This is a genomic window from Pseudoxanthomonas suwonensis, assembly GCF_000972865.1.
Lineage (GTDB): Bacteria > Pseudomonadota > Gammaproteobacteria > Xanthomonadales > Xanthomonadaceae > Pseudoxanthomonas > Pseudoxanthomonas suwonensis_B.
Window position 1 is genome coordinate 2,440,656 of sequence record NZ_CP011144.1, and the last position, 17,505, is coordinate 2,458,160.

The following is a 17,505-nucleotide window of genomic DNA, read 5'->3' on the forward strand; positions in this document are numbered from 1 at the left end:
AAGGCGGCATGGTAACCGCCCGAGCTCACGCCGGCCCGGCCTCGGCGCCGCCGCGCTGCAGCGGATCGGGCTGGGGCTGGCCGGCATCGACGAACGCCAGCGACACCGAGTTCAGGCAGTGCCGCTCGTAGGTGGGCGGCGGCCCGTCCGGGAACACGTGGCCCAGGTGGCTGCCGCAGCGCGCACACACGATCTCGGTGCGGACCATGCCGTGGCTGGTGTCGCGGATGCGGCGGACATGCGCCTCGTCGTACGGGGCGAAGAAGCTCGGCCAGCCGGTGCCCGAGTCGAACTTGGCGCCGGAGCGGAACAGCGGCAGCCCGCACAGCCGGCAGCAATAGGTGCCCTCGCGCTTGTTGTCGAGGAACACCCCGCAGAACGGCGCCTCGGTACCGTGCTGCAGCAGCACCCGGCGCTCGTCCGGCGACAGGCCGGCGGCCAGCGCCTCGCGCTGGGCGGGGGTGGGCGGGCTGAGGTCGAAGCGGCTCATGGCGTCTCCAGGGGGCGGATCGTCGGGAATGATGCGCCACGATGGCGCATGCGGCATGTCCGCGGGGTGAGGCGTCCTTGCACTCCGGGTCGCCCGCCGACCCTTTCCCACGGAATCGTGACGATCCGTGCGCACGGCGCTAACGCCGGGACCCCTAGTTTCGGGCATACCCGAGACACAGGAGACGACATGCGCAGGATTCCCCGCGAGACCTGGGTGCTGGTGGCCGACGGCGCGTCGGCGCGGCTGTTCCGCAACCTCGGCAGCGAGAACGGGCAGGTCCGCCTGCACCAGGAGGAGGCGTTGCAGCTGGACCCGGCCGAAGGCGTGATGCCCTCGGTGCTGCCGTCCGACATGCCGATGCGCGAGGCCGAGGAGGCATCGTTCGCACGGCAGCTGGCGCAACGGCTCAACCAGGCCGCGCTGGTGGACCGCTACGAGCACCTGGTGCTGGCGGCCGATCCGCAGACCCTCGGCCAGATCCGCCAGATGCTGCACGAGAAGGCGCGCAACCGCGTGCTGGCCGAGCTGCCGAAGAACTACACCAATGCCCCGCGCGAGCAGATCGAGCGCGCGCTGGCGCCGGATTTCTGAAGTCCGCCGCTGCTTCTCTTGTAGGAGCCGGGCTTGCCCGCGACGCGACGCCCTTGGCACAGGCGACGCCCTCGTGGTCCTGACGCCCGTGTCGCCGACTGAAGTCAGCTCCTACACAAAAGCACCAAGCCGTAGAAAGGGAGGTCCCGCGCGGTTGCCTTTTGTAGGAGCCGGGTTCAGCCGGCGACGCGACGCCGTTGGCACAGGCGACGCCCTCGTCATTCCGACGCCCGTGTCGCCGACTGAAGTCAGCTCCTACAGAGGAGCGCCAAGCCGCAGAAGGGGAAGCCCCGCGCGGTTTGCTGTCTGTAGGAGCCGGGTTCAGCCGGCGACACGACGCCGTCGGCCCAGGCGACGCCCTCGTGTTCCCGACGCCCGTGTCGCCAGCAAGCTGGGCTCCTGCACGGGTGGTGGCGAGGCAGCTCGTGAGCCGCGGGCGCCTACGTCCGCGGCGCCGTCGGCAGCTCCCGCCGCAGCCAATCGTCGATCATCCGCTTCTCGTAGCGCAGGTTGTCGTTGTTGATCGGCGAGGAGTGCTGCAGGTAGCCCATGTCCGACAGCTGGCGCTCGCCCTCGGCCAGCACGGTGCCATCGGCATCGGTGATGCGCACGTTCAGCGTCATCCGCGGCGGATAGATCTCGCGCATCACGCGCACATGGTCGAAGTTGATGCTTCTCCCCGGCTCGTAGCGGCCGGCGCGCTGGATGTCGGTGATGGTCACGTCCATGCGCTGGCCGTCAGGCAGGCGTGCGGCGGCGCGCTGCTGCAGGTGCTGCGCCAGTTGGGTCACCCAGTTGCCCTGCTGCGCCTCCCAGCGGTTGCTGCTGAAGCGCAGGTCCGAGAACTGGGCCGGGTCGGTCCATTCGACGCTGACCGGGCCCTCGGCGGGCAGGGCGCGCGGCAACGACGGATCGGTGACCACCTGGCGCGCATGCGCCGGCAGGGCGAGCAGCGCGGCCAGCAGCGGGATGAGGAATAGCGGTCGCATGGCGTCGGTCCTCGGATGGCTTGGGTCGATTCTGCGCCTGCGGCAGCGCCGGGTGAAGCGTCCGCCGACGCCCGTTGCCGCGGCTTCAGCCGCCGGGCAGGGCCGTTCATGCAACGCTGCATCACCGCCGTGCGCGGGCCGGGCAAGGGGCGCGTGGATTAGAATCCGTATCCGTCCCCCGCCGTCCGTCCCCATGTCCGCTTCCGTGCAGGCCCCGGCGCGCGCCGCCGGCCTGGCCGTCGTCGTCGCCCTGGTCATCGTCTACGTGGTCTGGGGCTCGACCTACCTGGCGATCCGCTTTGCCCTGGAAGGCGGCTGGCCGCCGCTGCTGGCGGTGTCCGGCGGCCGTTTCCTGCTCGCCGGCGCCGCCATGTACGCGTTCCTGCGCTGGCGCGGGGTGCCGGCGCCGACCCCGGCGCAGTGGAAGAACCTGGCGGCGATGGGAGTGATGCTCCTGCTGCTGGGCAACGGCTTCGTGGTCCTGGCCGAACAGCACGTGTCCTCCGGCCTGGCCGCGGTGGCGGTGGCCTCGGTGCCGCTGTGGATGGGCGTGTTCGGCGCGATGTACGGGCAGCGGCCGAGCCGGGTCGAATGGACCGGCATCGCCATCGGCTTCGCCGGCGTGCTCTGGCTCAACGCCGGCAGCAGCCTGAGCGCCAGCACCACGGGGCTGGTGATGCTGTTGATCGCGCCGCTGGCCTGGGCGTTCGGCTCGGTGTGGTCACGCGGGCGCGACCTGCCGCCGCCGTTCATGGCCGCCGCCGGGCAAATGCTGTGCGGCGGCGCGCTGATCCTGGTGGTCGGCCTGCTGCGCGGCGAAAGCCTTGTCGCCGCGACGCCGACCCTGCACGGCACCCTGGCGCTGCTGTACCTGGCGGTGTTCGGTTCGATCGTCGCCTTCAGCACCTACGTGTGGCTGCTGCACCACGTGCGCCCGGTGCTGGTCAGCAGCTATGCCTACGTCAATCCGGCGATCGCGGTCGCGCTGGGCGCGTGGCTGGCCGGCGAGCGCTTCACCACGCACGACCTGGGCGCGATGGCGGTGATCCTGGCCGGCGTGGTGATCATCACCCTGGCCAAGGTGCTGCGCCGGTGACCGCAGTGGCGGGTCCGGGCATCGACCGCCGCGGCCTGGCGGTCACCGCCGGCACCTTCGTCATCTGGGGCGTGGTGCCGGTCTACTGGCACCTGCTCAAGGCGGTGCCGGCGCTGCAGATCATGGCCCACCGGGTGGTCTGGAGCGCGTTGCTGGTGGTCGGCTGGCTGCTGCTGCGCGACGGCTGGGGCTGGCTGCGGCGGCTGGCCGCGCAGCCGCGCGCGCTGCCGGCGCTGGCGCTGAGCAGCGTGCTGATCGCGTTCAACTGGGGGCTGTACATCTGGGCGGTCAACGCCGGCCACGTGGTCGAGACCAGCCTGGGCTACTTCATCAACCCGCTGGTCAACGTGGTGCTGGGCGTGGTGGTGCTGCACGAGCGGCTGCGCCGGTTGCAGTGGGTCGCGGTCGGCTGCGCCGCGGCGGGCGTGGCCTGGCTGACCTGGAGCGCTGGTTCGCCGCCGTGGATCGCGCTGGGCCTGGCCGCTTCGTTCGGCCTGTACGGGCTGGTGCGCAAGCTGGTGGCGGTCGATCCGGTGGCCGGGCTGGGGCTGGAGAGCCTGTACCTGATGCTGCCGGCGCTGGGTTACGTGCTGTGGGCCGAGGCCGGCCATGGCGGTGGTTTCGCCGGGGAGTGGAGCCTGGGCACGGACCTGCTGCTGGTGTTCGGTGGCGTGGTCACCGCGGTGCCGCTGATCGGTTTCGCCTACGGCGTGCGCCGCATTCCGCTGAGCGTGGTCGGGTTGCTGCAGTACATCGCGCCGACGTTGCAGCTGTTGCTGGGGGTGTGGTTCTTCCAGGAGCCGTTCGACGCGGCGCGCGCGCTGGGCTTCGGGGCGATCTGGCTGGGGCTGGCGATCTACGCCGGCGAAGGGCTGTGGCGGAGCCGGCGCCGGCCGGCGATGTAGGCGACCGCTCCGCTGGCGGGTCCTGCTTTCTGTTGGCCATGCCATGCCGCGATCGTGTTCTGGCAACCGCAACCGCAATTGCACAGTCAAAAGCGCCGGGTGTGGTCGCCTTCGGGCTGAGCCGTGGCAGGCCGGGGGTATTGCGGTCGTCTCGACGGCACATCCCTGTGCCGACTCGCCGACGTGGCCATCCATGGCCACTGCCGCAATACCCCCGGCCCGCCACGTCTTCGGGAGCTTTGGCGTCGTGGCTTCGTTCAGGCGTTGAGCTGCGCACGGCTCTTGTAGGAGCGGGCATGACCGCGACCCGACGCCGTCGGCCCAGGCGACGCCCTCGTGATTCCGACGCCCGTGTCGCGGTCATGCCCGCTCCTACAGAAGGCAGTGCCGTCTGAGAGGGCTCGGAGGGGTACTTTTGCCTTTGCCGTTGCTCTTCCGATCGAAGCCGCGTCCCCAAAGCTCCCGAGGCCGTCGTGTCCTGGGGGTCTGGCGCAAGCAGCACAGGGATGTGCTGCGGTCGCGACTCGGAGGCAGGACGCCGCAGCGGAGCGATGCGCCAGACCCCCAGGACACGACGGCCCCCCTCCGGAGCCGAGCGTTCGCTTCCCGAGCACGATCAGGCGTGCCGCGGAGCCGAGCGTTCCCGCTAGTACGATCAGGCATGCCCCGGCGCCAACGGTTGCGGGCAGGGCGCACCGGCCGAAGGCGTGCGCTCGAACCAGTCCACCACCGTCGGCGCGAGCCGGTCCAGCCGCATCGGCAGGCTGAGGTGGTCCTCGCCGGCCAGTTCCAGGTAGCGCGCCCGCGGCGCGGCCGCGGCCAGCGCGCGGCCGTGCGCCACCGGCACGTGCGCGTCGTCACTTCCGTGGACCAGCAGCACGCAGGCCGGTGCCTGTGCCAGCGCGCGGCCGACGTCGATCCGGTCCAGGTCCAGGCCCAGGCGGCGGTCGGCCTCGGCGATGGCGGCGTCGAGCAGGCCGCCGTCGTAGCGCCAGCGCAGCCACTGCCGCGAAAGCCGTTCGACCACGCCGTGCCCCGGCCGTTGCAGCATGTGCGGGACCATGTCGCGGATCGCGCGGCCGGCGTTGTCGAACGACTCCATCGCCACCACGCCGCCGACCTCGGCGCCGAGGTCGCGCGCGGCGAAGATCGCGGTGGCCGCGCCGTAGGACACGCCGAGCACGTGCAGCGGCCCGGCGATCTCGCCACGGTCGCGCAGCTGGCGCAGCACCGCGACCACGTCCTCGGCCTCGCGGGTGCCGTAGCCGGACGGGCCGGCGCCGGAACGGCCGTGGTTGCGCAGGTCCAGGGCGATGGTGCGGTAGCCGTGCTCGGCCAGCGCCACCGACCACGGCAGCAGCGAGCCGCCGTCCATCATCCAGCCGTGCAGCAGGACCACGGTGCCGCGCGGCGGCTGCGCCTGTGCGGGCGCCTGCAGCGAAAGCGCGTAGTCCATGCGCTCGTCTTCGGTGCCGGACAGGCCGGTGTAGGCGTAGCGCATGCGGTAGTCGCCCGGATCCAGTGCGCGCCAGTACACGGACACGCCGCCGGGCGTGGCCAGGTGGCCGCTGCGGGTGGGCACGCTGCCCAGCAGCGCCTCGATCCGCTCGCGCGGCAGCAGCGGCGAGACGCCGCCGGGCGCGACCAGGCGTTGGCCGAGCGCGGTGGCCGCGCCATTGCCCGACCAGGCGGGCGAGTGGGTGAAGCCGGCGAGCAGCAGGCAGGTGCAGGCCAGCAGGAACAGTCGCGCGGCGAACCGCCGCGGCCGTGTCGTGTGGGAAACAGCCGCAGTGGGCATGGCGGTCGCATCGACAGACGGCGGGCCACCGTAACGCGCGGCCGGCCGCCGCTTCTACCGCACTGCGGTGACAATGTGATGACAGTGCCGGCTCCGTCCAGGGAGCCGGCACTGTCCGCCGCCCAGGTCGCGCCGGGTCAGAGCGCGCGCAGGGCCGTGGTGATCGGCAGCCGCGCCGCGCGCAGCGCCGGGAACAGCCCGCCCACCAGGCCGATGCCCAGCGCCCACTTCAGCCCGGTCCACAGCAGCTCGGGCGTGACCTTGAACTGGAACACCACCGCGCTGAAATTGCTGCCCATGGTCGAGGCGCTGTAGCCGTTGAAGACCAGCCAGGCCAGCGCGCCACCGAGCGCGCCGCCGAGCAGGGCCAGCAGCATCGTCTCCAGCATCACCGCCATCACCACCGGCAGGCCACGGAAGCCGATCGCGCGCATCGTCGCGATCTCGCGCGCCCGCCCGGCCACCGCCGCGTACATGGTGTTGAGCGCGCCGAACACCGCGCCCACCGCCATGATCGCGCCGATCACCGTGCCGAGGATGGTCAGCAGCTGGTTGAGCTGGCCGCTCTGCTTGGCGTAGTAGGCCTTGGTGGTCTCCACGTCCAGCTTCAGCCGCGGATCGGCCGCCATCGCCGCCTTGAACTGCTCGAAGCCGGCCTTGCCCTCGGTGCGCACGCTGACCAGCTGCCAGGCGCCGCGGTTGTAGGTGGTGGCCAGGGTCTGTGCGTCGGTCCAGATCTCCGAGTCGTGCACGTCGCCGGAGGCGAACACGCCCACCACCTGCCATTGCTGGTTGCCGAGGTTGAGCGTGCTGCCCACGTCCAGGTCGCGGAACTGCTTGCGTGCGCCCTGGCCGACCACGATCTCGCGCAGGCCGCTGCCATACGGGCGGCCTTCCACGATCTTGACCCGGTCGTGCACGGCCCAGCCAAGTTCGCTCACGCCTCGGAACTGCGCATTGACGTCGCTGCCGTCCTCGCGCGACACCAGGCTCACCACCTGCGACAGTTCCGGCGAGACCAGCGGCCGGCCCTCGCCGTCGCGGGCGATGCCGGGCAGGCTGGAGATCAGCGGCACCTGGTCGCGCATGATCACCGAGTTGGTCTCGGCCTGCGATCCGCCGCGCAGCACGATGGCGGTGTTCTCGTCGCCGGTGTTGTTCATCGTCGCCTGGAAGCCGCGGCCCATCGACAGCATCGCCACCAGCACCGCGACCACCCCGGCGATGCCCACGATAATGACCGAGGAGGCGCCCCAGCGCTGCGGCAGGCTGGCGATGCCGATGTGGGTGGCGGCCAGCGCCAGCCGGCCGCTGCGGGTGAGCAGCAGCCACAGCGCCAGCAGCACCGCCACGGCGAGCACGCCGTACCAAGGCAGGGCGATCCACGCGACCAGGCCGGCGACCAGCAGCACGATCGTGACCAGGTTCCAGATCCATTGCTTGTTCATGGTGTCTCCTCAGCGTCCGGCCAGCGCATCGACGATCTTCAGCCGCTTGGCGCGCAGCGCCGGCAGCACGCCCACCACCAGGCCGATCAGCACGATCAGCACGGCGCCCAGCAGCCAGGTCTGCAGCGGGATGGTCGCCGGCAGCATGCCCTGGGCCTTGCTCGCCAGCCCCGGCAGGACCACCCGCGCCAGCGCCATGCCGAGTACGCCGCCCAGGCCGACCAGCAGCACCGATTCGACCAGCACCAGCACCAGCACGGTGCCGTCCTTGAAGCCCAGCGTCTTCAGGATCGCCAGTTCCGGGACGCGCTCGCGCACCGCCTGGGCCATGGTGTTGCCGGTCAGCAGCAGCAGGGTGAAGAACACCGCGCCCATGATCGAGGTGACGATCAGGCCGATGTCGGCGAACTGCTTGGCGAACGACTGCTGGAACGCCGACTCGGTCTGGGTCTTGGTCTCGCGGTCCGAGTTCAGCGACAGCGCGTCGACGGCCTGGGCCACGCGCGAGGCATGGGCCGGGTTTTCCATCGTCACCGTGTACCAGCTGACCTGGCCCTTGATGTAGTCGTTGGACTCATCGAAGTACGTCCAGTTCATCATCAGCTGGCGTTCCTCGCCGCTGGCGGCGGTGCGGTCCTTGGAGCGGAAGATGCCGACCAGTTCCAGCGGCCAGTCGTTGCTGCCCTGGCGCGGGAAGATGGTGGCCTGCAGCGGGATGGTGTCGCCGACCTTCCAGCCGAACTCGTTGGCCAGGGTCTCGCCGACCACCGCGCCGGTGCGGGTGTCCTGGAACGCCCTGAGCTGCTCGGGCGGCAGCTGCAGATTGGAGTAGACGTCGAAGTAGTTGGGCGCCACCGAGAAGCTGGGGAAGAAGTTCTTGGGGTCCTGGTAGATGCCGCCGAACCACATCGCGTAGGTCACGTCACTGACCCCGGGCACGGTGCGGATCTGTTCCTGCAGGCGCACCGGCAGGCTCTGGGTGATCGACAGGCGCGAAGTGGTGATCAGCCGGTTGGCGCCGTCGACGCTTCCGCCGGAATTGAACGCCACCCGCACCGAGTCGAGCATGCCGAACAGCAGGAAGGCGGTGACCACCGACAGCAGGGTCAGCAGGGTCCGCGTCTTGCTGCGGAACAGCTGCGCCCAGACGAGCGAGAAGTATTTCATCGCGGCCTCCGGTCAGTGCGCGACCGGCGCGTCGGCCAGTTCGCCCTTGTCCAGGTGGATGGTGTGGGTCGCGTACTCGGCGGCCTTCGGGTCATGGGTGACCATGATGATGGTCTTGCCGTGCTCGCGGTTGAGCATCTGCAGCAGGTCGAGGATCTCCTCGGCCGAATGCCGGTCGAGGTCGCCGGTGGGCTCGTCGCAGATCAGGAAGGTCGGGTCGGAGACGATCGCCCGGGCGATCGCCACGCGCTGCTGCTGGCCGCCGGACAGTTCGTTGGGGCGGTGGCTGCGGCGGTCGGCCAGGCCGACCAGGGTCAGCGCGATCTGCGCGCGGCGCGCGCGGTCGGCCGCGCCGAGCTTGGTCAGCAGCAGCGGCAGCTCCACGTTCTTCTGCGCGGTGAGCATCGGCATCAGGTTGTAGAACTGGAACACGAAGCCGACGTGGTGGCTGCGCCAGGTCGACAGCTGCCCGGCCGACAGCCGGTCGATGCGCTCGCCCTCGATCTCGATCTCGCCACCAGTGGGCGTGTCCAGCCCGCCGATCAGGTTCAGCAGGGTGGTCTTGCCGGAGCCGGACGGGCCCATCAGCGCGACGAAGTCGCCCTTGGGGATATCCAGGTCGATGCCATGCAGCACCTGCACCTGCTCGGGGCCGCGCTGGTAGGTCTTGGTGATGTTGCGGAGGGTGACCAGAGCCGTCATCGCATGTTCCTCTTCGTGGCCTGCGCGCGTGCGAAGGCGGTGGTTTACATAGAGATAGGGACTAAACACCCTTCCTGCCGTCGTCTCGCCGGGACGACGACAACTTTTAGTTCGCACCGCCGGCGAGGCGCACACGGTCGCCATCGGCCAGCGTTTCCGGCGGATCCAGCACCACGGTCTCGCCGGCTGCCAGGCCCGACAGCACCTGGCGGTCCTTGCCCATCGCGATGCCGGTCTTGACCGCGCGCTGCTCGACCTCGTCCTCGCCGCCGAGCACGAACGCGGCCTCGGCCCCGTCGCGCTGGACGATCGCCCCGGCCGGCACGCGCACGCCCTGCGGCTTGTCCTCGCCCGGCTCGGGAGCCGATTCCAGGAAGCTGACCCGCACGCCCATGTCCGGCACGATCCGCGCGTCCTTCTGCTTGAGCGCGACGCGGACCTTGACCGTGGCCTTGCCGCGGTCGGCGGCCGGGATGATCGCGATCACCTCGCCGGGGATGCGCCAGTCCGGGTAGGCGTTGAGCACGATCTCCACCGGCATCCTCGGCTGCACCCGGCCGATGTAGGACTCGCCGACTTCCACTTCCACTTCCAGCGACTCCATGTCGACGATGGTGCCGATGCCGGTGCGGGTGAAGCCGCCGGTGGCCAGCGGCGAGACGATCTCGCCCGGCTGCGCGGCCTTGGCGGTGACGATGCCCGAGAACGGCGCGCGGACGATGGTGTTGTCCAGGGCATGGTCGGCGATGCGCAGCTGGTCGCCGGCGACCTGGGCGTTGCGCTGGGCGGCGGAGAGCTGGGCACGCAGCGCATCGCGCTGGGCCACGGCCTGTTCGTACTGGGCGCGCGACACCAGTTTCTGCTCGACGAGCTGGGCGAGACGCCGGGCATTGGCCTCGGCGTCGACCAACTGTGCGCGGACGCTGTCGGCCTGGCTGTGCGCGGCGGCGACCTGCGAGGTGGCCAGGGTGCGCTGGGCGTCGGCGTCGATCGGGTCCAGTCGGGCCAGCACCTGGCCTTCCTCCACGCGCATGCCTTCCTCGATCAGCACTTCCTTGACCCGGCCGGTGACCTTGGCCGAGACCGTGGCCATGCGCCGGGCCACGACATAACCGCTGGCGTCCAGTACCGAAGCACTGGCGCCGCCACCGGAGGCGATGGCCACCACCGGTGCGGTGCGCACTTCCGGCGCCTTCTCGCCGCCCAGCAGCAGCCAGGCCAGCACGGCCAGCACCACCGCCGCGGCCACGGCCAGCCCGATCCACAGCCCGCGCCGCGATGGCGGCGGCGGGGCGGGGGTCTTGCTGCGCTCCAGTCGGAGTTCCTTGAGCAGTTCGGCGGAAGCGTTCATTGCGTTCTCGTAGGGTCCCGGTTCCAGTGTCCGCGGCAAGGGTACACGGCGGCCAGTTGCCGGAAGTCACTTTCTGGCGGACGGCCCGCCGCATGCGACCGAGCCGGCCCCCTGGCGACGAAGCGGCGGGCGGTGCATCGACACGCCGTCGTGGCACCGGCGCATCCTGCCGGCGTGGTGCGGGCCGTCGTAGTGACAGCTGTCATGCGCTTGGCGTGCGCCTGGCGACTGCCGGCGTCGGCGGATGCGCACGACACTGGCGGCGCCCTCCGAGGGAGACCGCCATGGACACCGCCCCCCGCGCGCCGCTGGCGCGCCTGCAGCAGGCCAGCAAGCACTACGGCCGCACCTGCGCGCTCGACCGACTGGACCTGGAACTGCATGCCGGCCAGGTGCTGGCCCTGCTCGGGCCCAACGGCGCCGGCAAGACCACCGCCATCGGCCTGCTGCTGGGCCTGCAGTCGCCCGACGCCGGCCGCGCCGAACTGTTCGGCCTGCCGCCGCACGCGCTGGCCGCGCGCCGCCGCACCGGAGTGATGCTGCAGACCGCCGGCATCCCCGACACGCTGCAGGTGCGCGAACTGGTCGCGCTGGCGCGCAGCTACTACCCCGATCCGCGCGGCGTCGACGAATGCCTGGCCCTGGCCGGCCTGTCCGACCTGCGCTCGCGCCGCTACGGCCAGCTGTCCGGCGGCCAGCAGCGGCGCGTGCAATTCGCCATGGCGCTGTGCGGGCGGCCGCGGCTGCTGTTCCTGGACGAACCGACCACAGGCCTGGACATCGACGCGCGCCAGGGGCTGTGGCGCGCGATCCGCGAGCTGGCCGCGCAGGGCTGCGGCGTGCTGCTCACCACCCACTACCTGGAGGAAGCCGAGGCGCTGGCCGACCGCGTGCTGGTGGTCGACCAGGGACGCGAGGTGGCGCGCGGCAGCGTGGCGCAGATTCGCGCGCGGGTGGCACAGCGACGGATCGGCTGCGTGTCGTCGCTGGCGCCGGCGCTCGTGGCCGCCTGGCCCGGCGTACAGGACGCCCATGCCGCCGCCGACGGACGGCTGGAGATCGTCGCCACCCAGGCCGAGCCGGTGGTGCGACGGCTGCTGGCCGAGGATCCGTCGCTGTCCGAGCTGGAAGTGCGCCGCGCCGGCCTGGCCGAAGCTTTCCTGGCCCTTACCGGGCAGGCCCGCGAACAATCGCAGCCCGAAGAGGAGGCCGCCTGATGGACGCCATCACCGCCACGTCGACCCCGTGGAACGCCTACCTGCAGGAAGCGCGCTACGAGTTCGTGCGCCTGTGGCGCACGCCGGCGTTCTCGCTGCCGGTGCTGCTGTTCCCGCCGCTGTTCTACCTGTTGTTCGGCGAGGTGTTCGGCGGCAACCGCGATCCGCAGGCGGCGCGCTACCTGCTGGCCGGCTACAGCATATTCGGGATCATGGGCATGGCCCTGTTCGGCTTCGGCGTGACCGTGGCGCTGGACCGCGAGGAAGGCCTGCTGGTGCTCAAGCGCGCCCAGCCGATGCCGCCGGGCGCCTACCTGCTGGCCAAGGTGGCCATGGCCATGCTGTTCTCCGCGATCGTCCTGGCGCTGCTGGCGGTACTGGCGGCGACGGTGGCCGGCGTGCGCCTGGCGCCGGGGCAGTGGCTGGGCCTGTTCGGCGTCGGCCTGCTGGGCGTGCTGCCGTTCAGCGCGCTGGGCCTGTGGCTGGGCACGCTGGTCGGCGGCCGCGGCGCGCCGGCGCTGATCAACCTGGTGTACCTGCCGATGGCGTTCCTGTCGGGGCTGTTCATCCCGCTGGCGATGCTGCCGGCGGTGTTCAGGTCGGTCGCGCCGCTGTGGCCGTCGTACCATCTGGCGCGGATCGCCCGGGCGCAGGTCGGACTGGAGTCCGGCGCGCTGTGGCTGCCGGCCGCGGTGCTGCTGGCGACCGCGGTGCTGTTCCTGTTCCTGGCCCGCCGCCGGCTGGCCTCCTCCTGACCGCGGACCCGAAGCGCATGCCCGGATTGCTCGCCCGCTGGTTCACTCCCGCGCCCGACTCGGCCGCGGCCACGACCCTGCGGCGCGGCAAGCCGCTGTGGACCGACACCATCCACCTGATGTGGTCGGTCTGGGTGGTGATCACGCCGATGTTCTCGCCGCCGGGCTACACCGCGCGCTGGTTCGCGCTGACCCTGCTGTCGTACCCCCTGTTCCTGCTGCTGTGGTTCAGGGCCTACGTCGAGCCGCAGCACCGCATGTACCGCTACGGGGTGGGGCTGATCGCGCTGACCCTGGTGCTGCTGCCCTGGTACCCGTCGGGCATGAGCTACTTCGTGTTCGGCTGCGTGCTGCTGCGCCCGACCGCGGGCGCGCGCCCGTTCGGCGTCTACGTGCTGCGGCTGGCGGTGGCGGTGGCCGTGTTCATGGCCTGGGCGGTGGCCATCGGCTACCCGTGGCAGGCGATCGTGTGGATGCCGCTGGTGGCCATGATCGTGGGCACGATCGTCCACGTCGAATGCCTCAACGAGCAGAAGGACATCGCCCTGAAGCTCTCGCAGGACGAGGTGCGGCGCCTGGCCGCGACCGCCGAGCGCGAGCGCATCGGCCGCGACCTGCACGACCTGCTCGGCCACACCCTGTCTCTGGTGGCGCTGAAGGCCGACCTGGCCGGCAGGCTGCTGCAGCGCGACCCGCAGGCCGCGCAGCGTGAGATCGGCGAGCTGGGCCAGGTCGCGCGCGAGGCGCTGGGCCAGGTGCGGCGCGCGGTCACCGGCATCCGCGCCGCGGGACTGGCGGCGGAGCTGGCCGCGGCGCGGGTGCTGCTGGAGGTCGAAGGCGTGGCGTTGCAGGTGGAACTGGACGAGGCCGCGCTGCCGCCGGAGCAGGAAACGGCGCTGGCCCTGTGCCTGCGCGAGGCGGTGACCAACATCCACCGCCACGCCCGCGCCCGCCACGTGCAGGTGTCGCTGCGCCGGGTGGCGCAGCGTTGGCAGCTGCGGATCGAGGATGACGGCCGCGGCGGCGCGATCCGGCCAGGCAATGGCCTGGAAGGCATGCGCGAGCGCCTGCAGGCACTGGGCGGCAGCCTGCGCGTGGAGCCCGCCCCGCGCCGCGGCACGCTCCTGCTGGCCGAACTGCCGCACTGGGATGGAACGGAAGCATCGCCCGTCATTCCCGAGGACGCGCACACGAAGTCGTTGTAGGAGCGGGCATGACCGCGACCCGACGCCGTCGGCACAGGCGACGTTCCCGTAAATCCGGAGCCGGTGTCGCGGTCATGCCCGCTCCTGCGGAAGAGCCGGCGCGGCTGTTGCAGGAGCGGTTATGCCCGCGACCTGACGCCGTCGACACAGGCGACGCCCTCGTGGTTCCGACGCCCGTGTCGCGGTCATGCCCGCTCCTACAGAAGAGCCGCCGCCGCCGCCGCGACATTTGCTAACGTCGCGCCATGCCCATGATGCATCGCCACCGATGATCCGCGTCCTGCTGGCCGAAGACCAGGCGATGGTCCGCGGCGCGCTGGCCGCGCTGCTGGCGATGGAGCCGGACATCGAGGTCGTCGGCGCGGTGCCCGACGGCGAGAGCGCCTGGCGTGAAGTGCAGCGCCTGCAGCCGGACATCCTGGTGACCGACATCGAGATGCCCGGCCTGACCGGGCTGGAGCTGGCCCAGCGCATCGCCCGCCACGAACTGCCTGTCAAGGTGGTGATCGTCACCACCTTCGCCCGCGCCGGCTTCCTGCGCCGCGCGCTGGAGGCCGGCGTGTGCGGCTACCTGCTCAAGGACGCGCCGGCCGAGCGCCTGGCCGAGGCGCTGCGCAAGGTCCGCCACGGCGGCCGCGCGATCGACCCGGACCTGGCGGTGGAGGCGTGGAGCGAGGCCGACCCGCTCAACGACCGCGAGCGCCAGGTGCTGCGCCTGGCCGGTGAGGGCCGCACCTCGGGTGAGATCGCCGCCCAGCTCAACCTCTCGCAGGGCACGGTGCGCAACTACCTGTCCGAGGCGATCGGCAAGCTCGGTGCCGGCAACCGGATCGAGGCCTACCGACTGGCCCGCCAGCGCGGCCTGCTCTGACCGCGCCGCCGCTTTTCATGCAGGGCCGGCATGGCGGCGACATGGGCGTCGGAACCACGAGGGCGTCGCCTGTGCCGGCGTCGTCGGGTCGCCGGCTGAACCCGGCTCCTACAACAGCCACCGCGCGGCCGCTCTCTGTAGGAGCTGACTTCAGTCGGCGACACGGGCATCGGGACCGCGAGGGCGTCGCCTGTGCCGGCGTCGTCGCGTCGCCGGCTGAACCCGGCTCCTACAACCGCCGCGACGCGACCGCTCTTCTGTAGGAGCTGACTTCAGTCGGCGACACGGGCGTCGGGACCACGAGGGCGTCGCCTGTGCCGGCGTCGTCGCGTCGCCGGCTGAACCCGGCTCCTACAACGGCAGCGTCGCGCGCTCTTCTGTAGGAGCCGGCATGACGGCGACACGGGCGTCGGAGTTGCAAGGGCGTCGCCTGTGCCGACGGCGTCGGGTCGCGGGCAAGCCCGGCGCTTACAGGTAGCGCGCCTTCAGCATCGCCCAGGCCGAGCGCAGGCCCAGTGCTTCGCCGCCGACCGGGCGGCCGGGGCGGCTGCTGTCGTTCCAGGCGTAGGTGTCCAGGTGCGCCCACGGCGTGCCGCCGGGCACGAAGCGCTCCAGGTACAGCGCCGCGGTGACCGCGCCGGCCATGCGCGAGCCGGCGTTGGCCAGGTCGGCGACATGGCTGGTGAGGTAGCGCAGGTACGGCCGCCACAGCGGCAGGCGCCACACCGGGTCGCGGGTCTGCTCGCCGGCCGCGATCCAGCTGGCGGCCAGCGCATCGTCGTTGGCGAACAGCGCCGGCAGGTCCGGCCCCAGCGCGATCCGCGCCGCGCCGGTGAGCGTGGCGAAATCCACGATCAGCGCCGGCTTCTGCTCGCCGGCGTAGGTCAGCGCGTCGCACAGGACCACCCGGCCCTCGGCGTCGGTATTGTCGATCTCCACGCTGACCCCGGCGCGGGTGGCGATCACCTCGCCGGGACGGAACGCATCGGGCCCGATCGCGTTCTCCACTGCCGGCACCAGCACGCTCAGCCGCACCGGCAGCTTCTGCGCCATCACCAGCCCGGCCAGCGCCAGCGCGTGCGCGGCGCCGCCCATGTCCTTCTTCATGTTGCGCATGCCGTCGGCCGGCTTGATGTCCAGGCCGCCGGTATCGAAGCACACGCCCTTGCCGACCAGCACCACGTGCGGGTGGGTCTGCTCGCCCCAGCGCAGTTCGATCAGCCGCGGCGCGCGGTGCGAGGCGCGGCCGACCGCGTGGATCGCCGGGAAGTTGTGCGCCAGCAGCGACTCGCCGGCGACCACCTCGATGTGCGCGCCGTGTTCGGCCGCCAGTTCGCGTGCGATCGCCTCCAGTTGCTGCGGACCCATGTCCTGGGTCGGGGTGTTGACCCAGTCGCGCACGCGCATGGTGGCGTGCAGCAGGTCCAGCGCCTCGCCGTCCAGCGTCGCCAGGCGCAGCCGTGCCGGCGTGCGCGGCGGGTTCTTGTAGCGGTCGAAGCGGTAGCTGCCCAGGCCCCAGCCCAGCTGCAGCGCGGCCTGCTGCCCGGCCGGCAGTTCGGCGGCCGGGACCCACGCGCCGGGCGGCAGCGCGGTGGGCGCGTGTGCATAGCTGCACGGATCGAGCGGATCGCCGATGCCGACCACCGCGCCGAGCAGGCCGTCCTCGCCCGGCAGCAACGCCACCGAGCCCGGCGCGGGCTGGAACTCCTGCGCGTCCAGCCACGCCGACACCGCCGCCGGCTGCGCCGAGCGCCAGGCGCCGTAGCCGTCGCGGTCGAGCAGGTGCAGCGGCAGCGCGTGGCTGCCCGTATCGGCGTAGTGGGACTGGTGGTTCATGCGGCGTGGTCTCGCGTGTGGTCTTGGGCGAAGTCGCGGTCGGTGAGGTTCGCGTCCAGCCAGTCGGCCAGCGCGGTGAGGGTGGTGAACTGCAGGTCGGGCACGATCTCGGCGTGTTCCCAGCCGCGGGCCTCGCGGTTGATCCAGCAGCTGCGCAGTCCGGCGCGCGCGGCGCCGGCCACGTCCATCTCGACGTGGTCGCCCACGTGCAGCACGTGGCCCGGATCGCAGTCCAGCCGCGAGCAGGCGGCCAGGAAGATGCTGGCCTCCGGCTTGGCCGCGCCGTGCTCGCGCGCGCCCAACTGGAAGGCGAAGTGGTGGGCGATGCCGACCCGCTGCAGGTCGGCGTTGCCGTTGCTCAGCGCCGCCACCGGCACGCGGCGCGCGATGCGGGCCAGGCCGTCGAGCGCGTCGGGGTAGTACTCGACCTGGTTGCGCGCGGCGTAGAACGCCTCGTAGGCCGGTTCCAGCAGGTCCAGGGAGGCGCTGCTTTTCTCCAGCGCCTCGCGCAGGGTCAGCCGGCGCAACGCCGACAGGTCGTGGTGCAGGTGCGGGTGGTCGCGGAAGGAGCGCTCGCGCAGTTCGCGCATCGCCGCCACCGGGTACATCGCGGCGGTGGCCGGGCTGTGCTCGAGCATCCACTCGTGCAGCACCTGGTCGATGCGCGCGCCGATCGGCGCGAACGGCCACAGGGTGTCGTCGAGATCGAGGGTGATGGCGCGGACCGTAAAGCTCACCGGGCCATTGTAGGCCTCCGCGCGCCTGCTTGCCCGCCGTAGGCCTCCGGCGGGCCCTCTTTGCGGCAGCGGCGCGGGCGACGGACAAGGCAAAGACAACGACAACGGCAAGAGCGCCGGGCGTGCGTCGGCTTCGGGCTGAAGCCGTGGCGGGCCGGGGGTATTGCGGTCGTCTCGGCGGCACATCCATGTGCCGACTCGCCGACGTGGCCATCCCTGGCCACTGCCGCAATACCCCCGGCCCGCCACGTCTTCGGGAGCTTTGCCGTCGTGGCTCCGTTCACAGGCGATGAGCAGCGCAAAGCTTTTTGTAGGAGCGGGCATGACCGCGACCCGGGCGTCGG

16 protein-coding genes are annotated in these 17,505 nt (G+C 71.6%); 7 read left to right on the forward strand and 9 right to left on the reverse strand.

Going from position 1 to position 17,505, the window contains the following annotated elements; genetic code table 11:
• Positions 1–25: 25 nt before the first annotated feature.
• Positions 26–490: a peptide-methionine (R)-S-oxide reductase MsrB gene (gene msrB, locus WQ53_RS10090; RefSeq protein WP_052632045.1), complete on the reverse strand. Its 465-nt coding sequence runs from the start codon at positions 488–490 to the stop codon at positions 26–28.
• Between the two features lie 189 nt (positions 491–679).
• Here msrB and WQ53_RS10095 point away from each other — a divergent pair, with 189 nt between their 5' ends.
• Positions 680–1,084: a host attachment family protein gene (locus tag WQ53_RS10095; protein WP_052632046.1), complete on the forward strand. Its 405-nt coding sequence runs from the start codon at positions 680–682 to the stop codon at positions 1,082–1,084.
• Positions 1,085–1,524: 440 nt separating this feature from the next.
• Here the strand turns inward: WQ53_RS10095 and WQ53_RS10100 are convergent, their stop codons facing one another.
• Positions 1,525–2,073, reverse strand: a complete 549-nt coding sequence (locus tag WQ53_RS10100; protein WP_052632047.1) for a DUF3016 domain-containing protein — start codon at positions 2,071–2,073, stop codon at positions 1,525–1,527.
• A gap of 193 nt (positions 2,074–2,266) precedes the next feature.
• On the opposite strand from WQ53_RS10100, the gene yedA reads away from it, so the two are divergent.
• Positions 2,267–3,169, forward strand: a complete 903-nt coding sequence (gene yedA, locus WQ53_RS10105) for a drug/metabolite exporter YedA (RefSeq protein ID WP_052632048.1) — start codon at positions 2,267–2,269, stop codon at positions 3,167–3,169.
• Complete coding sequence (rarD, locus tag WQ53_RS10110) at positions 3,166–4,074, forward strand: EamA family transporter RarD (RefSeq protein WP_052632049.1); 909 nt, start codon at positions 3,166–3,168, stop codon at positions 4,072–4,074. Before yedA ends, rarD begins: the two co-directional genes overlap by 4 nt.
• Before the next feature lie 655 nt (positions 4,075–4,729).
• Here rarD and WQ53_RS10115 read toward each other — a convergent pair.
• From WQ53_RS10115 to WQ53_RS10135, 5 genes are all read right to left on the reverse strand, one after another.
• A complete protein-coding gene (locus WQ53_RS10115) occupies positions 4,730–5,872 on the reverse strand; it encodes an alpha/beta fold hydrolase (RefSeq protein WP_082112962.1) in 1,143 nt (380 codons plus the stop codon).
• 137 nt (positions 5,873–6,009) lie between these two features.
• Positions 6,010–7,320, reverse strand: a complete 1,311-nt coding sequence (locus WQ53_RS10120; protein ID WP_052632050.1) for an ABC transporter permease — start codon at positions 7,318–7,320, stop codon at positions 6,010–6,012.
• Between the two features lie 9 nt (positions 7,321–7,329).
• Positions 7,330–8,487, reverse strand: a complete 1,158-nt coding sequence (locus tag WQ53_RS10125) for an ABC transporter permease (protein WP_052632051.1) — start codon at positions 8,485–8,487, stop codon at positions 7,330–7,332.
• 12 nt (positions 8,488–8,499) lie between these two features.
• Positions 8,500–9,189 (reverse strand): ABC transporter ATP-binding protein, encoded by a 690-nt coding sequence (locus tag WQ53_RS10130; RefSeq protein WP_052632052.1) that lies wholly within the window; start codon positions 9,187–9,189, stop codon positions 8,500–8,502.
• Positions 9,190–9,295: 106 nt separating this feature from the next.
• Positions 9,296–10,540: an efflux RND transporter periplasmic adaptor subunit gene (locus WQ53_RS10135; RefSeq protein WP_052632053.1), complete on the reverse strand. Its 1,245-nt coding sequence runs from the start codon at positions 10,538–10,540 to the stop codon at positions 9,296–9,298.
• A gap of 284 nt (positions 10,541–10,824) precedes the next feature.
• On the opposite strand from WQ53_RS10135, the gene WQ53_RS10140 reads away from it, so the two are divergent.
• The 4 genes from WQ53_RS10140 (at position 10,825) to WQ53_RS10155 (ending at position 14,588) form a co-directional block, all read left to right on the forward strand.
• Positions 10,825–11,757 carry an ABC transporter ATP-binding protein gene (locus tag WQ53_RS10140; RefSeq protein WP_052632054.1) on the forward strand — a complete coding sequence of 311 codons (933 nt, stop codon included), beginning with the start codon at positions 10,825–10,827 and terminating at the stop codon, positions 11,755–11,757.
• Positions 11,757–12,512 carry an ABC transporter permease gene (locus tag WQ53_RS10145; RefSeq protein ID WP_052632055.1) on the forward strand — a complete coding sequence of 252 codons (756 nt, stop codon included), beginning with the start codon at positions 11,757–11,759 and terminating at the stop codon, positions 12,510–12,512. The genes WQ53_RS10140 and WQ53_RS10145 overlap by 1 nt, the downstream gene beginning before the upstream one ends.
• 17 nt (positions 12,513–12,529) lie before the next feature.
• Positions 12,530–13,717 carry a sensor histidine kinase gene (locus WQ53_RS10150; protein WP_052632056.1) on the forward strand — a complete coding sequence of 396 codons (1,188 nt, stop codon included), beginning with the start codon at positions 12,530–12,532 and terminating at the stop codon, positions 13,715–13,717.
• Positions 13,718–13,985: 268 nt separating this feature from the next.
• On the forward strand, positions 13,986–14,588 hold the full coding sequence (locus tag WQ53_RS10155; RefSeq protein ID WP_052632057.1) for a response regulator transcription factor: 603 nt from the start codon (positions 13,986–13,988) through the stop codon (positions 14,586–14,588).
• Positions 14,589–15,056: 468 nt separating this feature from the next.
• Here the strand turns inward: WQ53_RS10155 and WQ53_RS10160 are convergent, their stop codons facing one another.
• Positions 15,057–16,424, reverse strand: a complete 1,368-nt coding sequence (locus WQ53_RS10160; RefSeq protein ID WP_052632058.1) for a leucyl aminopeptidase family protein — start codon at positions 16,422–16,424, stop codon at positions 15,057–15,059.
• The gene (locus WQ53_RS10165; protein ID WP_052632059.1) at positions 16,421–17,161 is read right to left on the reverse strand and encodes an HAD family hydrolase; all 741 of its coding nucleotides are present in this window, start codon (positions 17,159–17,161) and stop codon (positions 16,421–16,423) included. Before WQ53_RS10165 ends, WQ53_RS10160 begins: the two co-directional genes overlap by 4 nt.
• Positions 17,162–17,505 lie beyond the last annotated feature (344 nt).

Coding starts and splice junctions, on each gene's coding strand:
- WQ53_RS10125 (WP_052632051.1), bottom strand. CDS start 8,487: ATGAAATACTTCTCGCTCGTCTGGGCGCAGCTGTTCCGCAGCAAGACG.
- yedA (WP_052632048.1), top strand. CDS start 2,267: ATGTCCGCTTCCGTGCAGGCCCCGGCGCGCGCCGCCGGCCTGGCCGTC.
- WQ53_RS10140 (WP_052632054.1), top strand. CDS start 10,825: ATGGACACCGCCCCCCGCGCGCCGCTGGCGCGCCTGCAGCAGGCCAGC.
- WQ53_RS10135 (WP_052632053.1), bottom strand. CDS start 10,540: ATGAACGCTTCCGCCGAACTGCTCAAGGAACTCCGACTGGAGCGCAGC.
- WQ53_RS10130 (WP_052632052.1), bottom strand. CDS start 9,189: ATGACGGCTCTGGTCACCCTCCGCAACATCACCAAGACCTACCAGCGC.
- WQ53_RS10145 (WP_052632055.1), top strand. CDS start 11,757: ATGGACGCCATCACCGCCACGTCGACCCCGTGGAACGCCTACCTGCAG.
- WQ53_RS10115 (WP_082112962.1), bottom strand. CDS start 5,872: ATGCCCACTGCGGCTGTTTCCCACACGACACGGCCGCGGCGGTTCGCC.
- WQ53_RS10100 (WP_052632047.1), bottom strand. CDS start 2,073: ATGCGACCGCTATTCCTCATCCCGCTGCTGGCCGCGCTGCTCGCCCTG.
- msrB (WP_052632045.1), bottom strand. CDS start 490: ATGAGCCGCTTCGACCTCAGCCCGCCCACCCCCGCCCAGCGCGAGGCG.
- WQ53_RS10155 (WP_052632057.1), top strand. CDS start 13,986: ATGATCCGCGTCCTGCTGGCCGAAGACCAGGCGATGGTCCGCGGCGCG.
- WQ53_RS10160 (WP_052632058.1), bottom strand. CDS start 16,424: ATGAACCACCAGTCCCACTACGCCGATACGGGCAGCCACGCGCTGCCG.
- WQ53_RS10120 (WP_052632050.1), bottom strand. CDS start 7,320: ATGAACAAGCAATGGATCTGGAACCTGGTCACGATCGTGCTGCTGGTC.
- WQ53_RS10150 (WP_052632056.1), top strand. CDS start 12,530: ATGCCCGGATTGCTCGCCCGCTGGTTCACTCCCGCGCCCGACTCGGCC.
- WQ53_RS10095 (WP_052632046.1), top strand. CDS start 680: ATGCGCAGGATTCCCCGCGAGACCTGGGTGCTGGTGGCCGACGGCGCG.